Annotated in this window: 12 protein-coding genes; 8 read left to right on the forward strand and 4 right to left on the reverse strand. The window is 60.5% G+C overall.

All coding sequences use genetic code 11. The features are described from left to right. Positions 1-18: 18 nt before the first annotated feature. Positions 19-981, reverse strand: coding sequence for an NAD(P)H-quinone oxidoreductase (locus BLU11_RS10835; RefSeq protein WP_090273356.1), 963 nt, complete (start codon positions 979-981; stop codon positions 19-21). Between the two features lie 102 nt (positions 982-1,083). Between BLU11_RS10835 and BLU11_RS10840 the strand changes: the two genes are divergently transcribed. Beyond that, a complete protein-coding gene (locus BLU11_RS10840) occupies positions 1,084-3,204 on the forward strand; it encodes a carboxy terminal-processing peptidase (RefSeq protein ID WP_090273357.1) in 2,121 nt (706 codons plus the stop codon). Between the two features lie 445 nt (positions 3,205-3,649). On the opposite strand, the gene BLU11_RS10845 is transcribed toward BLU11_RS10840, so the two are convergent. Beyond that, the gene (locus BLU11_RS10845) at positions 3,650-4,351 is read right to left on the reverse strand and encodes an FKBP-type peptidyl-prolyl cis-trans isomerase (protein WP_090273358.1); all 702 of its coding nucleotides are present in this window, start codon (positions 4,349-4,351) and stop codon (positions 3,650-3,652) included. 146 nt (positions 4,352-4,497) lie between these two features. Further along, positions 4,498-4,662, reverse strand: coding sequence for a con-10 family general stress protein (locus BLU11_RS10850; RefSeq protein ID WP_036990560.1), 165 nt, complete (start codon positions 4,660-4,662; stop codon positions 4,498-4,500). Positions 4,663-4,898: 236 nt separating this feature from the next. Here BLU11_RS10850 and BLU11_RS10855 point away from each other — a divergent pair, with 236 nt between their 5' ends. Further along, the gene (locus BLU11_RS10855; protein ID WP_090273359.1) at positions 4,899-5,306 is read left to right on the forward strand and encodes a hypothetical protein; all 408 of its coding nucleotides are present in this window, start codon (positions 4,899-4,901) and stop codon (positions 5,304-5,306) included. Between the two features lie 6 nt (positions 5,307-5,312). Here BLU11_RS10855 and BLU11_RS10860 read toward each other — a convergent pair whose 3' ends face one another. Further along, a complete protein-coding gene (locus tag BLU11_RS10860) occupies positions 5,313-5,810 on the reverse strand; it encodes a CinA family protein (RefSeq protein WP_090273360.1) in 498 nt (165 codons plus the stop codon). 297 nt (positions 5,811-6,107) lie between these two features. Here BLU11_RS10860 and glgA point away from each other — a divergent pair, with 297 nt between their 5' ends. From glgA to glgX, 6 genes are read left to right on the forward strand one after another with little or no spacing between them, the layout of a single operon-like run. After that, positions 6,108-7,670 (forward strand): glycogen synthase GlgA, encoded by a 1,563-nt coding sequence (glgA, locus tag BLU11_RS10865; protein ID WP_090273361.1) that lies wholly within the window; start codon positions 6,108-6,110, stop codon positions 7,668-7,670. Further along, positions 7,658-9,421, forward strand: coding sequence for a malto-oligosyltrehalose trehalohydrolase (gene treZ / locus BLU11_RS10870; RefSeq protein WP_090273362.1), 1,764 nt, complete (start codon positions 7,658-7,660; stop codon positions 9,419-9,421). The genes glgA and treZ overlap by 13 nt, the downstream gene beginning before the upstream one ends. Further along, the gene (gene malQ / locus BLU11_RS10875) at positions 9,418-11,490 is read left to right on the forward strand and encodes a 4-alpha-glucanotransferase (protein ID WP_090273363.1); all 2,073 of its coding nucleotides are present in this window, start codon (positions 9,418-9,420) and stop codon (positions 11,488-11,490) included. The genes treZ and malQ overlap by 4 nt, the downstream gene beginning before the upstream one ends. Continuing rightward, the gene (locus BLU11_RS10880; protein ID WP_090273364.1) at positions 11,483-14,254 is read left to right on the forward strand and encodes a malto-oligosyltrehalose synthase; all 2,772 of its coding nucleotides are present in this window, start codon (positions 11,483-11,485) and stop codon (positions 14,252-14,254) included. Before malQ ends, BLU11_RS10880 begins: the two co-directional genes overlap by 8 nt. Then, positions 14,251-14,592, forward strand: coding sequence for a DUF2934 domain-containing protein (locus BLU11_RS10885; protein WP_090273365.1), 342 nt, complete (start codon positions 14,251-14,253; stop codon positions 14,590-14,592). The genes BLU11_RS10880 and BLU11_RS10885 overlap by 4 nt, the downstream gene beginning before the upstream one ends. Before the next feature lie 48 nt (positions 14,593-14,640). Then, entirely contained in the window at positions 14,641-16,764 is a 2,124-nt protein-coding gene (glgX, locus tag BLU11_RS10890) for a glycogen debranching protein GlgX (protein WP_090276413.1), read from the forward strand. Positions 16,765-16,826: the final 62 nt, after the last annotated feature.

Here is a 16,826-nt window from a genome sequence, read left to right on the forward strand (position 1 = left end):
TTACCGGTAGAAACGGCCTCAGGCATCTGCCTCGCTGGCCACCAACACAATCTTGCCCACAATCTGATCCCTGGCCAGTTCGGCAAAAGCCTCTTGCGCCTGATCAAAGGAATAGGTCTTCGCCACCAGGGGTTTCAATTGTCCTGATTCGAACAGCGGCCAGAGTTGCCCTTCCATGCGCGACAGCAACTCTGCCTTATAGTCGGCACTGCGGGTGCGCAGGGTCGAGCCGGTCAGTTGCAGGCGCTTGACCAGCACCTTGGCCAGGTCCAGCTCGGCCTTGCGTCCGCCCATCAAGCCGATCATCACCCAACGGCCATCCAGTGCCAGCAGGTCGAGATGCTCCGGTGCGTAGTTGGCCCCTACCGGATCAAGCGCCACATCAAAAGGACCGTCAGCCTGCAGAGCGCTGATGCCTTCATGGCGCAGGACACCGCCCTCAGCACCCAGCGCCTTGCAGGTGTCCAGCTTCTCCTGACTACCCAAGGTCACCCAGCAGGGATTGCCGAAGGCTTTGCACAACTGGATCGCAGCGGTGCCCACACCGCTGGCACCGGCATGAATCAGCACCTTCTCACCGGGTCGGGCTGCGCCCAATTCGAACACGTTCAACCAGGCAGTGGTGAACACCTCGGGAATAGCCGCCGCGTCCGCCCAACCCATACCCCGGGGTACCGGCAGCAGATGGCGCGCATCAACCACTACTTCATCGGCCATACCGCCGCCTGCCAGCAGAGCACAGACTCGATCACCTACCGCCCATCGGGTTTGACCACAAACCTCAATGACTTCACCGGCGCATTCCAGCCCCAGAATATCGGTAGCGCCCGGCGGCGGTGGATAATTCCCAGCCTTCTGCAACAGGTCTGCGCGGTTGATTCCTGCAGCGTGGATACGCACCCTGACCTGCCCCGGTGCGAGCGCTGCAGCAGCCTCTGTACGCCAGCTCAGTACCCCGCCTTCAGCTTGCAATCCTCTCACGGTGCCTCCATAGTTATCAGTCAAATCAGTTTGAAAAGGGAACCCTTGGGCCCCTGTCGAGCACTAAAGAATACCCTCACCTCTCCGGACACGATACCTTTGATGACAGTTTCCAACATCCTGCGCAAGTCCTGTGTAATTGCCCTGCTGAGCATCGGCGCCAGCGCCTTCGCTGCAGAGACAGCCAACAGCGCAATGCCGATATTCGATCTGGAGAGTCTGCAACCGACCCGCGAACAGATGATTGCCAGCCTCAACACCGTTGAGCTGCTGCGCCGTCATCACTACAACCGCATCAGCCTGGATGACGCCCTGTCCAGTGAAATATTCGATACCTATCTGCGCCAGCTCGACCCCCAGCGCAGCCTGTTTACCGCCGCGGATATCGATACCTTTGAAGAGTACCGTCATCAACTCGATGATCTGCTGCTCAAAGGTGATTTGAGCATCGGTTTTGCCATGCACACCCGGCAGATCCAGCGTGCCGATCAGCGCATGATCTATGCACAGCAACTATTGCGCGAAGGCATCGGTACGCTCGACTTCGACAGCGATCAGAATATCCTGATTGATCGGGAAGAGGCCGACTGGCCCACCGATGACAAGGCTCTGCATACCCTCTGGCGCCAGCAGATCAAGGATGAGGTGCTGCGCCTGAAACTTGCCGGGCGTGAGCAGGACGCGATTCAGGATCTGCTGGAGAAGCGCTACCACAACGCGCAGAAACGTCTGTATCAGACCCGCAGCGAAGATATCTTCCAGAACTACATCAATGCCCTGGCCCAGGTTTATGACCCGCACACCCAGTATCTGTCGCCGGACAACGCGGAAAACTTCGACATCAACATGAGCCTGTCGCTGGAAGGCATTGGCGCCGTCCTGCAGAGCGACAACGACCACACCAAGATCGTGCGTCTGGTTCCTGCCGGCCCGGCGGAGAAAAGCAAGCAGCTGGCACCAGCAGACCGCATCATCGGCGTAGCCCAGTCCAAGGGCGAGATGATCGACGTTGTCGGTTGGCGTCTGGATGAAGTGGTCAAACTGATCCGTGGCCCCAAGGGCTCGACTGTACGCCTGGAAGTCATTCCAGCCAGCAACCCGCCGAGCGACATGACCAGCCGCGAAGTCGCGCTGGTACGCGAAGCGGTGAAGTTGGAGGACCAGGCAGCCAAATCCTCGGTGCTGGAGTTCAACGAACAGGGCAATGACTACCGCATCGGCGTCATCGAAGTCCCCGGCTTCTATATCGATTTCAAAGCCTACCGCCGCGGCGATCCTGATTACCGCAGCACCACGCGTGACGTACGCCGCCTGCTCAGTGACCTGCAGGAGCAGCAGGTGGATGGCATAGTGCTGGACCTGCGCAATAACGGCGGTGGCTCGCTGCAGGAGGCCACTGAACTGACCGGCCTGTTCATCGACCAGGGCCCCACGGTACTGGTTCGCGATAGCAAGGGTGATGTGCAGGTATTGGACGACCCGGAAGCCGGCGTGACCTACAGCGGTCCCATGGCGGTCATCGTCAACCGTTTGTCCGCCTCGGCCTCGGAGATCTTTGCCGGCGCCATGCAGGATTATGGTCGCGCACTGGTCATTGGTGAGCCGACCTTCGGCAAGGGCACCGTGCAGTCGATTCAGCCGTTGAACCATGGTGAGCTGAAGTTCACTCTGGCGAAGTTCTATCGGGTTTCCGGTCAAAGCACCCAGAACCGCGGCGTAGTGCCTGATATCTCCTATCCCTCCCTGCTGGAGACGGTGGAGATCGGCGAAAGCAGCCTGCCCCGCGCCCTGCCGTGGGATACCATCCCGGCAGCTCGCTATGAGCCCGACAGCAAACTCGACAAGTACATACCGCTGCTGACCGACAAACACAAGGCGCGCGCCGCCGATGATCCGGAGTTTGCCTACACCCTGGCGCGGATCGACCTGAACCGCAGCATGCAGGAACGCAAGTATCTGCCGCTGAACGAAGCCCGCCGTCGCGCCGAGCAAAAGGATTTCGAAGACAAGTTGCTGGCAATGGAAAACACCCGGCGCAAGGCTCTGGGCGAGGAGCTGCTGACTGCGCTGGACAAGGAGGACCCGCTGATGGACGGCACCGGCATCCCCTCCCCCATGGCAGAAGAGGAAGTCGAGGATCAGGACGATCCGTTCCTGGCCGAAACCGGGCATATCCTCATTGACCTGCTGGAACTCAGGCGCCAGGTCGCCCAGGCCGGCTGAGCGCCTGCCAGGGCTATCATCACTCCAGTTATCCAACGCTGAAAAACCTGCCCGGACTCCCGGGCAGAGTCATTTCCGCGCCTCACTCCCTCCTACCACGCTGTCAGAGATTCCCCACAGCAATGCCATCTGCGAGTGACCGCCTGGCCGCGAGCCGTTTCGGTTATTAAAAGTCAACTGAAGGGTTACCCACAGTTACTGTGGATAAGTCTGTGAACAAGACTTGGGGAACTTGGGCTAAGGCCCGACTGGATGCGGCTCAGGCCCGCCTGAACATTTTTTAACCAATCACAAAAATCTTGAAAAACAGCCACTTACGATTCTGGATGGGCGGTTGGGGAAGAGGTGATTTGTCGCTTGCGTGTTACCGGGAGAATGTGCATAACGGTAACACCGCCGAGGCCGCAACGTCTGTACCGGGCCTCGGCAAGTGTTACCCGACGAGTTATTCCTCGTCCTGCTGAATGCCCAGCAGTTCCATTTCGAACACCAGAATGGAGTTCGCCGGAATGATCGGGCTCGGGCTACCGGCACCGTAGGCCAGATCGCTGGGCACCGTGACTTTCCACTTGTCACCGACACGCATCATCTGCAATGCCTCGACCCAGCCCGGAATCACACCGCCGACCGGCAGATCGACCGGCTCGCCACGACTGAGGGAGCTGTCGAAGACGGTGCCATCGGTGAGCTTGCCTTCGTAATGTACCGAAACCACATCGCTGGCCTGCGGCTGAGCGCCGTCGGCAGCGCCGGATTCGATCACTTCATACTGCAAACCGGATTCCGTGGTGATCACGCCCTCACGCTCGGCGTTCTCAGCCAGGAATGCTGTATTGGCTTCCAGGGTTTCAGTATTGAGGTTGGTCGCGCGCTCTTCGGCGCGGGTTTGCAGTTCTGCAAACGCCGCCATCAGATCGGCCTCTTCGACGCGTGCTTCAGTACCAGACAGAGCATCTTCCATGCCCAATGCCAGTGCCTGGGTATCGATATCGTCCAGTCCGTCCTGCAACAGGCTCTGCCCCATATTCAGACCGATACCATAGGAGGCCTGCTGGATGGGGGTGGTGAGTTCGGGTTCCTTTTCACTGCAACCCACCAAAGTGATAACGCTGAGTGCAATACTCGCTGCCAGCAGATTCCGCTTCATGCCTACCTCTTTGACTAGCCCGCTCGGGGCGAAAATAAAGCACGAAGCATAACAGCGCGGGAAAGGCCATGCTACCGCTCAGCCGGGCCTGGATGATCTATTGGTTAAAAAGAAGCGGGGGCCGCAGCCCCCGTTTATAACCTCGCTCAGGTGCGTCTACTTTGCTGACCACCCTTGCGTCCAGCCTCCGCAGCACGCTGCGGATTATTCTTGAAGTTGCCACCACTGGCTTGACCGCCCTTTCTTCCGGCTTCCGATGCACGTTGCGGATTCTCGGCGAAGTTGCCTTTACCACCTTTACGTTGAGTCATGTCACAGGCCTCCAATCAGAGTTGTAAACACCCAGGTGCACGGCACCTATTTTATTGGATGACTCCTCAGTCGGGAGGTTCGTCTTATTTTCGATCAACCGACCAAACGGTATCTTGCCAGCCGGGCCCCGCCTCGTTTGCAGCGCGATGCCGGGCAAGCCGATTAGAAAAATCACAACTCCCGCACCGTTTTTCTGTCCAATCGGTAATCGTCCAGCAAGCCATGGAGACCTGTCATGACCAATCCCAGTCCACCGCTATCCAATGATGTGTTTCTGCAGCGTTACGGCGAGACGCTGCTGGCCAAGGCAGCGCCGCTGTTTGAGCAGGCTGCGTTAAATGCCCGTCAAGCGGGATTGAATGCCACAGTGCACACTTCAGGCAGCCCGTCCGAGTTGTGCCTGGAGGTGAGGGAGACGGAACATAGCTATGCCAGCCATTACCGCATCGAGGCGGACATGGCGCATCAATGCGTACACCACGTACTCTACTTCGTAGCCGATGGCGCCACGCGTACGCTTGATGGTGGGCTTGATTCGATCAACGCCATGGTCATCGATACGCAGTTGGCCAGCTTGTTTCGGGATGGTTTTGCATTGACCCTGCCGGCGGTATCGGCGCGGCACCCGGCCGGTTTCTGGTGACGGCTGTCAGCGCGGCTGCACAGCAGGATTACGCAGATCATTAACGTACCGATCAAGTGACAACAAGGCGTGGCGAGCGGCCTGTTCACGCACCGCATTGCGCTCGCCATCGAATTTGCAGGTTTCACTGAGCACGCGTTGTTCACCGGCAACCATCATGGCACAGGCGAAGCAGACCACACCATCCATCGGACCCTCAGCTTCGGCCAGTCCGGTATTGGCCAGCGTCACCTCCGCGCCGCAGCGCTGCAACGCGCCCAGGGCCATCTCCCGGGCGACCTCTTCGCTGGTCAGGCCGTAGGTGTCAATGGTTTGTAGATTGACGCCTAGCATGTCACGTTTGGCGCGTACGGCATAAACCACATAACCACATTCCATAACCGCCCCGCTGCCGGAAATATCCGCCACCAGCGAGGCAATAAGCCCCGCGGTGCAGGACTCGGCCGTCGCCAGAATCAGGTTGTTGCGTTTGAGAAAATCCACTGTCTGCTGCAGGCTCTGCATGGTTGGCTCCAATTCTGCTCTGACTGACTCATATCGCTTCTCAGCGTAGACAACAGAGCGCTTCAGCGCCTGTTTCCAACGACAACTCCAGCGCAAGCCAGCGGCAAAAAAAGTCGAAACTTCTGTAAAACCAACCGGTCACTATTTTGAGGGATAGATAACAAGTCTTCTGATCTGTTACGGCGAGGGTGCCGGCAAAGGCGTCTGTGCGATAGAGGAACCGATCCTGATGGTTTCCAGAGGTTCCTCTCAAACCAGCGCTCTTCCAGAGAATCAGTGAACGGTGAGGAGGATGCCATGGGAAATGCTGCGGCGGCGGTTCTGCCGGAGGAATTGTTCAAGCGCGCAGCGACAGGGGTGAATTTGCGCCCCACACCGCCTGCTGAAACGGGTCACAATATACTTTTCGTTACCTCCGAAATCACCGACCTGCTCAAGGTTGGCGGGCTGGGCGATGTTTCCGCCGCCCTGCCCCGTGCGCTACAGCCACATCATTCGGTACGGGTGTTGATCCCCGGTTACCGCCAAGTGATTCAAAGTGGTCGCCCGATCCGAGTCGTCGGCAAACTCCCCGGCCACGCTGCCATCCCGCCCTGTCTGATCGGGCAGATGGCTCTGGATGACGGACTGATCGTGTATGTGGTGCTCTGCCAGGAACTGTACGATCGTGACGGCAATCCCTACGGCGACAGTGAAGGCATCGATTGGCCGGACAACCATATCCGCTTCGCCCGCCTCGCCCTGGCAGCGGCCAAGATTGCCGATGGTCTGGGCGTACGCAACTGGCGCCCCGATCTGGTCCATGCCAATGATTGGCCCGCCGGCCTTACCCCGGCCTACATGGCTTGGCGCGGGCAATCGACGCCCTGCGTATTCACCATCCATAATCTCGCCTACCAGGGCTTGTGCCCGCCCGCCTGCAGCATCGAACTCGGCTTGCCGGACGATGCGCTGCACCCGGAAGGTATGGAATATTACGGCAAGCTGTCCTTTCTCAAGGCGGGCATCAATTACGCCACGCAGATCACCACAGTCAGCCGTACTTATGCCCACGAAATCACCTCACCGGCCTTTGGTTGCGGGCTTGAAGGCCTGCTCAGGCGCAAGGCTGAAGAAGGTCTGCTCAGCGGGATCGTCAATGGTATCGACGACAGCTGGCAATCGAAGACCGACCCGCGGCTGATTCAGGGTTTTGCGCCGAACGACTGGAGCGGCAAGGTAGCCAATACCCGATACGTCGAACAAAGCTACGGCTTTGCCCGGGAAGACGGCCCGCTGTTTGCCGTGGTGTCGCGCCTGGTGCACCAGAAAGGCATTGATCTGACCATCGCCGCGGCGGATACCATAGTGGCCAACGGCGGGCGTGTGGCGGTCATCGGGCAGGGTGAGCGGGAGCTGGAACAGCGGATGCTGGAGCTTACCAGGCGTCACCCCGGTCGGATCGGCGTAAATCTCGATTTCGATGAAACCGAAGCGCGCCGCATCATTGCCGGCAGTGACTTCCTCTTGATGCCTTCACGTTACGAGCCCTGCGGGCTCAGCCAGATCTATGCCCAGTGTTACGGCTCGCTGCCGATCGCCCGGCGCACCGGCGGGCTGGCCGATACCATTGAAGATGGGGTTTCCGGCTTCCTGTTCCGCGAGCCGACGCTGGACAGCTACCTGCAGGCGATCCGCCGCGCGCTGAACGTGCATCGGCGCCCGCTCTTGCTCAACGCCATGCGCTGCAAGGCTATGGCAGCGCCGCTGTACTGGCACCAGTCGGTGCGGCCCTATGACCGCCTGTATCGAAGACTGATCGAAGGTACCTATGACTCTTTTGCCTTGACCGGCAGGAGATCACGCACATGTTCGAAATAACCAGACTGCATGGAGCAACTCTGCAAAGCGATGGTGCCACCTGCTTTTCACTCTGGGCACCAGATGCCGATACGGTGGCCGTTCGATTGGGGGATGGCAGCGTTCACACGCTGCACCACCAAGCCAGTGGCTGGTACAGCGCCCGTGTCCGCTGCGGCGCAGGGTCCGCCTATCGGTTCCTGATCAACGGCCAACTGTCGGTGCCGGACCCCGCTTCCCGCCATCAACCCCAGGGCGTGGACGGTCCCAGCTGCGTGGTGGACCCGGATGCCTTTGCCTGGCAGATTAATGAATGGCGGGGCCGACCCTGGCACGAGACTGTCATCTATGAACTGCACCCCGGCGCCTTCGGCGGCTTTGGCGGTATCCAGGCCAAGCTGCCGGAGCTGGTTGAACTCGGCGTAACGGCCATCGAGCTGATGCCGGTGAATGAATGCCCCGGCAAGCAGAACTGGGGTTATGACGGCGTCTTCCCCTTTGCGCCGCAATCCAGCTGCGGCACGCCAGACGAACTGAAACAGCTGATCGATGCGGCCCATGCCAATGGCCTGATGGTGTTCATGGATGTGGTCTACAACCATTTCGGCCCACACGGCAATTATCTCGGCGACTATGCCAGCAGCTTCTTCCGCCAGGACTTATCCACACCATGGGGACCGGCCATCGATTTTCGCAACCCCCAGGTCTGCGATTTCTTCTGTGAAAACGCGCTGATGTGGATTCTCGACTACCGCATCGATGGTCTGCGCCTGGACGCCGTGCACGCCATTAGCGAGATGGATTTTCTCATCAACTTCGAACGTCGGATTCGCAGCGCCGTACCCGAAGGGCGCCACGTGCATCTGATGCTGGAGAACGAGCACAATCAGGCCAACCTGCTCACTGAAGGCTACGATGCACAATGGAATGACGACGGTCATCACGCCTTGCATGTCCTGCTCACCGGCGAGAACGAAAGCTATTACAAGGATTTTGCCGAGGACACCACCATCAAGCTTGCCCGCTGCCTGAAGGAAGGTTTCATCTATCAGGGTGAAACCACCCGCAAGGGTGTCAACCGAGGCGAACCAAGCGGCCATCTGCCACCAACCGCCTTTATTCTGTTCCTGCAGAATCATGACCAGGTGGGCAATCGCGCCTTCGGTGAACGGCTGATCACCCTCGCCGACCACCGCGCAGTCAAGGCCGCCTTGGGACTGGTGCTGTTGTGTCCGATGATCCCGCTGCTGTTCATGGGTGAGGAATGGGGTTGCGAACAGCCGTTCCTGTTCTTCACCGATCATCATGATGAGTTGGGCCAGGCCGTGCGCGAGGGACGGCGCAACGAGTTTGCGGATTTTGCCGCGTTCGCCGATGAAATGATCCGCCAGCGCATCCCCGACCCCAATTCACACAGCACCTATGTCAGCTCGGTGCCTGATCGTACCGGCGGCAATCCCACCGTGCAGGACGACTGGCTGGCCTATTACCGAAGTCTGCTGCGCCTGCGCCATGCGCATATTATGCCGCGTCTGCCCGGCACTCTGTCCGATGGCACCAGCATCCCCGGCGAAAAAGCTGTGTCCGCCTGCTGGCGGTTGGGTGACGGCAGCAGGCTGCGTATCGATCTCAACCTGTCGGATACGCCGGTGGTGGTCACGGCTCCGGACCCCGGCACGACCATCATTCACGATTATCGCGCCAGTCTGTCCAAGGACGCGACCATCCTGCCGGGTTACAGCTCGCGAGCGATTCTGGATCAGGCTACATGATCACCGAATCATTGCAGAAGCTGGCCCAGGAAGCCGGCATCAGCTGCGAATGGACTGATGCCCACGGCAACCTTGCCAGCCTCGACGAATCCACTCTGCGCGGCGTGCTGGCGGCGCTTGATCTGCCCGCCGAGACGGATAGCCAGATCCGCGACAGCCTGGTGCAGACGCGCCAGTTCAGACAGGAAGCGGACGACGGCCCGTTACTCATCTGCGACGCCCAACAACCGATAGACCTGCGTGGCCGTCTCGCTGCCGGCAGCCGCTGCGATATCGTTCTGGAAGATGGCCAACAGCAGAGCCTGCAGGTAGATGCAGGCGGATGTCTGCCCGCCCTGCCCTGTGGGTATCATCAGTTGCAGTGTGGCGAGCAACAGCTTTTGCTCGCCTGCGCCCCCCATGCCGCGTTGTCGGTCGCCGAATTGACCGGCAACGACCAGCCTATCTGGGGATTGTCCGCGCAGGTCTATTCTCTGCGGCGAACCGGCGATGGCGGCCTCGGCGACACCGCGGCGCTGGAGTATCTGGCACTCGCTGCAGCGCACAAAGGCGCCGCAGCCCTGGCCATCAGCCCGCTGCACGCCATGTTCAGCGCTCGGCCAGAGCAATACAGCCCTTATTCACCGTCCAGCCGCTCGTTGTTCAATATTCTGCATGCAGCGCCAGCGCAGGTGCTCGGCGTCGATGCTGTGGAGCGCGCTATCCATGAATGCGGTCTGCAGTTCGACCTGCAGACAATGGAACAGTCGGAGCTGATCGACTGGCCCGCCGTCTCGGCGCTGCGCCTGCGTCTGCTACGGCAACTGCATACCGACTTCTCCCAGGCTCCCGACCGGCTGCAAGCCGATTTTCACCAGTTCCGCACCGCCGGGGGTGCTCGCCTTGAACAGCACTGCTGCCACGAAGCCCTGCAACAGCACAGACTCGATCAGGACCTGAGCGGAGATTGGCGGGAGTGGCCGACCACGCTGCGCGACCCGAACTCGCCACAGGTAGCTGAGTTCGCGCGCCAGCATGCCCCTGAACTGGACTTCCAAGCCTTTTGTCAGTGGTTGATCGACCGCTGTCTGGGCCATGTGCAAAGCCAATGTCGCGACGCCGGCATGGCGATCGGTCTGATCGCCGACATGGCTGTCGGTGCGGACCCCAGCGGCAGTTTCGGCTGGTCGCACCAACAGGAGTTATTGAACCAGGTCAGCATCGGCGCACCGCCGGATCTACTCAGCCGCGACGGCCAGAACTGGGGCGTGGCGGCGTTTTCGCCTCTCGGCCTGAAACGCAGCGGCTATCACGCCTTCATAGAAATGCTGCGCGCCAACCTGGCACATGCCGGCGGCATACGTATCGATCACATCATGGGTCTGCAACGCTTGTGGATCATCCCGGAAGGTGCCAACGCGCAGGACGGCGCGTACCTCAATTACCCGCTGGATGATTTTCTACGCCTGTTGGCGTTGGAATCCTGGCGGCACCGCGCACTGATCATCGGCGAGGATCTGGGTACCGTTCCCGAAGGGCTGCAGGACGCACTGGCCGAGCGCAATATCCTTGGAATGCGCGTGTTGCTGTTCGAACAACAGAACGATGAACTGCCGGCGCCGGCGCAATGGTCCGACCGCGCCCTGGCCACCACTACTACTCATGACCTGCCGACGCTGACCGGTTGGCAATCGGGACGCGACATTGCCTGGCGCGAGCACGTCGGCCAAAGCAGCGTCGAACAGGCCGAGCTGGACCGCCAACATCGTAGTGAGGAAGTCCAGGTATTGCGTGAGGCGCTGCAGCGTGAAGGCCTGCTCGGCACAGAGAAGGACCCGCAGGCGCAGCTTGATGCCAGCATCCGGTTTCTCGGCCGCACCCCTGCGCCGCTGGTATTGATACCTCTGGAAGATATTCTCGGCGCGACCGAGCAACCCAACCTGCCCGGCCCCGGCGATATGCACCCCAATTGGCGCCGACGCTGGTTGCAGCCAGCCGCACAGATGCTCGACGCGCCCGCACCCGTCCGCCGCCTGCAATATCTGCACGAAGCGCGCCTGGCCCATAAAAGGAATGCCCGCCATGGTTGAACTGCGTGCCACCGTGCGTCTGCAATTTCATGCCGGCTTCAGCCTCGACGATGCCGTGCCACTGGTGGATTATTTTGCCCGTCTGGGCATCAGCCATATCTATGCCTCCCCTTTACTCAAGGCGCGTCCCGGCTCTTCACATGGCTACGATGTGATCGACCCGACCTGCGTCAACCCGGAGCTGGGCGGGGAACCGGCGCTACGTCGTCTGAGCGCCGCCCTGCACCAGCGGGACATGGGCCTGATCATGGATATCGTGCCCAACCACATGGCCGTGGATAGCGCCAACCCCTGGTGGCAGGACGTTCTTGAGTGGGGCGCAGCAAGCCCCTATGCCGGATTCTTCGATATCACCTGGCGCTCCCAGGATGAGTTCATGCGCGACCGCCTGCTGTTGCCGATCCTGCGCAGCGATTATCTGGAAGTACTCAAGGCCGGCGAAATACAGCTGATGTTCGATGCCCCGTCCGGCCGTTTTTTCTTCACCCATTTCGATCACCGCATGCCACTGGCGATGGCCTGCTATGCCGAGATCCTCCAACGGACCGGCACTGATGCGCTGGCCCGCATCGCCGACCGCTGCGCGGCGCTGACTGAAGAGTTCGGCGCCCACGCGCTGGCGGTACAGATCCGCCAGGATCTGGCGGCCATCGCCGAGGATGAATCAGCAGCGGCAATTCAGCAGGCGCTTCAGCACTTCGACCCCGGTACAGCGGAAGGCTGCCAGCGCCTGCACGGCCTGCTGGAATGCCAGCATTACCGCCTGGCCAGCTGGCGCACGGCCAATGATGACATCAACTGGCGGCGTTTCTTCGATGTCAACGAACTGGTCAGCCTGCGCGCCGAGCAACCCAGAGTTTTCGAGGCCACTCACAGCAAGATATTCGAACTGGTCGAAGCGGGCATCATTGACGGACTGCGCATCGACCACATCGATGGCCTCGCCAACCCACGCGCTTACTGCCGCCGACTGCGCCGTCGTGTCGATCGACTGTTAGGCAGCGAACACCCGCATTTTCCCATTCATGTGGAGAAGATCCTCGCCGCCGACGAACGTCTGCCTCTCGACTGGATGGTCGATGGCACCACCGGTTACGAATTCATGAACCGGATTTCCCTGTTGCAGCATGACCCCAACGGCCAGACCGATCTGGCGGAACTCTGGGGCAGCCTCAGCGGCCGCAGTATCGATTTCACAGAAGAAGTTCGCGAAGCTCGCGGCCTGGTATTGAGCAACTCGCTGGCCGCCGACTTCGAGATTCTCTGTCAGGCGCTGCTGCGCCTTGCGCGCTGCAGCCTGCGCACCCGGGATCTGACCCTGGGCGCGATACGCCGAGCATTGCGGGCACTGATCGTGCATTACCCGGTCTACCGCACCTACACCAATGTGTGTGCGCGCTCCGCCACCGACCAGTACTTCTTCGACCGCGCCCTTGCCGGGGCACGCACCGAACTGAGCAGCAACGACTGGCCAGTGCTGGAGCAGATCGATCGCTGGCTGGGCGGCGAGCCACTGCATGCCAGCCCGCCGGGACCGAAACGCCGTGTCCAGCAACGCCTGCTGTCCCGCTTCCATCAACTGACCTCCCCGGTGGCAGCCAAAGCGGTCGAAGATACCGCCTGCTACCGCTCGGCCATTCTGCTGTCACGCAATGATGTCGGCTTCGACCCGCAGCGTTTCAGCGCCAGCCTGGACTGGTTTCACAGCCAATGCATTGAACAGGTGCAGCGTTTTCCGCTGGGCCTGTTGACCACCGCCAGCCATGACCACAAGCGCGGCGAGGATGCCCGCGCCAGGCTTGCCGTGATCAGTGAGCATGCACCCTGGTTCGGCATTCAGGTACGTTTCTGGCGCAATCTGGCGGAGCCATTGCGGTCGGTGGTCCACGATCAGCCGGCGCCCGCGCCAGCTGATGAACTGATGCTCTATCAGACCTTATTCAGCAGTTGGCCTCTGGGCCTGAGTGCCGATGACAGCAGTGGCTGCGCCGCCTTCGCTGAACGTGTTCTGGCCTGGCAGCGCAAGGCTTTGCGCGAAGCCAAACTGCGCAGCAGTTGGGCGGCACCTGACGATGCCTATGAAGAGGCGTGCCACGACTTCCTGCAGCGCTTGATGACCGGCCACGAGGCAGTTGAACTGCGTCGCGCGTTGGTGCACGCCGTGGAGCTGGCAGCCTGCAACGGTGCGCTGAACAGTCTGAGTCAATGCCTGCTGCGCATGACCGCACCCGGCGTACCCGATCTGTATCAGGGCTGCGAGTACTGGGACTTCAGCATGGTCGATCCCGACAACCGCCGGCCGGTTGATTACGCCTTGCGCGAAATGAGTCTGAGACAAAGCGACCCCGTCACCGACCTGCTGCGCCAGTGGCGCGACGGGCATATCAAGCAATGGTTGATCACCAGGGTACTGAATGCCCGGCGCCGTCAGCCCGAGCTGTTCCGCCAGGGCAGCTACCAGCCTCTCACCGTGCATGGCCGCCATGCCGATCGGCTGGTTGCCTTCTGTCGGCGCCATGGCGATCAGTTGGCCATCTGCATCGCCCCGCGCCTCGCCGCGCCATTGCTCGGCGACAGCGAGGTGCCGCTGATTCCGGCGCAGCGCTGGGATGACACCCTGATCGACCTTCCCGCAACCTATCTGACCAGCGTTCTGACCGGAGAAGCCGTAGCCAGCGGGCCTGCTGTACTGGTGAGTGAGCTGCTGTCCGCCGTCCCCGTGAATCTTCTTGTGACCACCCAGCATCAGGAATCCACACCATGACCAACGACGAACAACGTATCCGTGAACTCGCCCATCAGATCTGGGAAAGCGAAGGCAAACCCGAAGGCCAGAGTGAGCGTCACTGGCAGATGGCCTGCAAGTTGCTGCAGAGCGAACAGCAGGGAGACCTGCAACCCAGCCCCGCGAAGACCCGCAAGCCGCGCAAAAAGGCGGCGTCAGAGCTGCCCCCGGAAGACGAAACCCAACTGGAAAAACCTGCCCTGCTGGGCAAACCGGCCGGCGCAAAGAAACCCGAGCGAACGCCGCGCCAACCAGGCAGCACGGCGGCAAAAGCCACCAAGGCCAGCAAACCCGCTGCGAAGCGGAGCAAAGAGTAAACCATCATGAATGCGAAGAAACAGGCTGCGCAATCAGCTCCCCAGATCATGCAAACCTCCCGGGTCTCCGAGGGCAAACCTTTCCCCCTCGGCGCCACCTGGGACGGACTGGGAGTGAATTTTGCGCTGTTTTCCGCGCATGCCACCAAGGTGGAGCTCTGTCTTTTCGACAGCGATGGCAAGCAGGAGCTGGAGCGTATCGAACTGCCCGAATACACCAACGAGATCTGGCACGGCTATCTGCCTGACGCTCACCCCGGGATGGTCTACGGCTATCGCGTGTACGGTCCCTACGAACCGGATGCCGGGCACCGCTTCAATCCCAACAAACTGTTGATCGACCCCTACGCCAGACAGCTGGTTGGCGAAATAAAATGGTCGGACCGGCTGTTCGGTTATACCCTCGGCTCGGCCGATGCCGACCTCAGTTTCGACGACCGTGACAGCGCCGCTCATATCCCCAAGGCCAAGGTCATCGACCCGGCATTCACCTGGGGCCGACATACTCATCGCCACACGCCCTGGGCTGAAACCATCATCTACGAAGGCCATGTGCGCGGCCTGAGCATGACCCATCCAGCCGTGCCAGAATCGGTGCGTGGTACCTTCGCCGGACTCAAACACCCGGAATTGCTCAAGCACATCCGCTCGCTCGGCGTCACCAGTGTCGAGCTGCTGCCGGTGCATGCCTTCGTCAATGACCAACATCTGCTCGACAAGCAATTGAGCAACTACTGGGGCTACAACAGCATTGCCTTCTTCGCCCCGCACCAGGCCTACCTGGCTACCGGCAATATCAATGAATTCAAGGAAATGGTCGCTCACCTGCATGCCGCGGGACTGGAGTTGATCATGGACGTGGTCTACAACCACACCGCCGAAGGTAATGAGCTGGGCCCGACCCTGTCCATGCGTGGCATCGACAATGCCACTTATTATCGGCTGATGCCCGATGAGAAGCGCTACTACATCAACGACTCAGGCACCGGTAACACCTTGGATCTGAGTCATCCCTGCGTGCTGCAGATGGTCACCGACTCGCTGCGCTACTGGGCCACCGAAATGCAGGTCGACGGCTTCCGTTTCGACCTGGCGACCATTCTCGCCCGCCATGCCCACGGCTTTGATGAGCGCCACGGATTTTTGGTCGCCTGCCGGCAGGACCCGGTATTGAGTCAGTGCAAATTGATTGCCGAGCCCTGGGACTGCGGCCCCGGTGGTTATCAGGTCGGCGGCTTCCCACCCGGCTGGGTGGAATGGAATGACCGTTTCCGCGATACCGCGCGGGCATTCTGGATGGGTGAGGAAGGCCAGATAGCCGATCTGGCAAACCGTCTCACGGCCTCCGGTGACCATTACAACCAGCGCGGCCGCCGCCCCTATGCCTCGGTCAACTTCGTCACCGCGCATGACGGCTTCACCCTGCGCGATGTGGTCAGCTATGAACAGAAACACAACGAGGCCAACGGCGAAGACAACCAGGACGGCAGCGATCACAACATCTCGCGCAATCACGGCTGCGAGGGGCCGACTGAAGATCCCGAGATCAATGGTCTGCGCATGCGCCAGATGCGCAACCTGCTCGGCACTTTGATCTTCTCCCAGGGCACGCCCATGCTGCTGGCTGGCGACGAGTTCAGCCGCACCCAGCAGGGCAACAATAACGTCTATTGTCAGGACAATGAGCTGGGTTGGATTGATTGGAATATCGACCAGGACGGCCGCGACTTGCTCAAGTTCACCCGCCGGTTGATAGCGCTGCGCCGCAGCTATCCGATCCTGCGGCGCGGACGTTTTCTGGTTGGCGAATACAATGAGGAGCTGGGCGTCAAGGATGTGACCTGGCTCTGCCCTACCGGCGAAGAGATGACCGCAGAGCAATGGGACGATCCCCATGCCCGCTGCCTCGGGATGCTGCTTGACGGTCGCGCTCAGCCCACCGGCATCCGCCGCAGCGGGGATGATGCCACCCTGCTGCTGTTGTTCAACGCTCACCATGATGCGGTCAATTTCTGCCTGCCCGAGGTCGCCCAGGGCAGCTGTTGGCACTGCCTGATCGATACGCACCGCCCCGAGCTGCGCAAGCGGGAAATCCATGAGTTCAACAGCGAGTTTCTGATGACCGGTCACTCCCTGCTGTTGTTCGTATTGGAGTTGGAGGATGACAGCTGACCAGTCTGCCGCTGTTGCCGCTTCGTAAAAAGGCTGAACCAAGCGACTACCGTTCAGTCGGA

Source organism: Halopseudomonas litoralis, from assembly GCF_900105005.1.
Taxonomy (GTDB): domain Bacteria; phylum Pseudomonadota; class Gammaproteobacteria; order Pseudomonadales; family Pseudomonadaceae; genus Halopseudomonas; species Halopseudomonas litoralis.

Excerpts from the sequence above, each read along its gene's own strand:
- glgX (WP_090276413.1), top strand. The coding sequence starts at position 14,641 with ATGCAAACCTCCCGGGTCTCCGAGGGCAAACCTTTCCCCCTCGGCGCC.
- treZ (WP_090273362.1), top strand. The coding sequence starts at position 7,658 with ATGTTCGAAATAACCAGACTGCATGGAGCAACTCTGCAAAGCGATGGT.
- BLU11_RS10880 (WP_090273364.1), top strand. The coding sequence starts at position 11,483 with ATGGTTGAACTGCGTGCCACCGTGCGTCTGCAATTTCATGCCGGCTTC.
- BLU11_RS10885 (WP_090273365.1), top strand. The coding sequence starts at position 14,251 with ATGACCAACGACGAACAACGTATCCGTGAACTCGCCCATCAGATCTGG.
- BLU11_RS10850 (WP_036990560.1), bottom strand. The coding sequence starts at position 4,662 with ATGACTCAACGTAAAGGTGGTAAAGGCAACTTCGCCGAGAATCCGCAA.
- BLU11_RS10855 (WP_090273359.1), top strand. The coding sequence starts at position 4,899 with ATGACCAATCCCAGTCCACCGCTATCCAATGATGTGTTTCTGCAGCGT.
- BLU11_RS10840 (WP_090273357.1), top strand. The coding sequence starts at position 1,084 with ATGACAGTTTCCAACATCCTGCGCAAGTCCTGTGTAATTGCCCTGCTG.
- BLU11_RS10845 (WP_090273358.1), bottom strand. The coding sequence starts at position 4,351 with ATGAAGCGGAATCTGCTGGCAGCGAGTATTGCACTCAGCGTTATCACT.
- glgA (WP_090273361.1), top strand. The coding sequence starts at position 6,108 with ATGGGAAATGCTGCGGCGGCGGTTCTGCCGGAGGAATTGTTCAAGCGC.
- BLU11_RS10860 (WP_090273360.1), bottom strand. The coding sequence starts at position 5,810 with ATGCAGAGCCTGCAGCAGACAGTGGATTTTCTCAAACGCAACAACCTG.
- malQ (WP_090273363.1), top strand. The coding sequence starts at position 9,418 with ATGATCACCGAATCATTGCAGAAGCTGGCCCAGGAAGCCGGCATCAGC.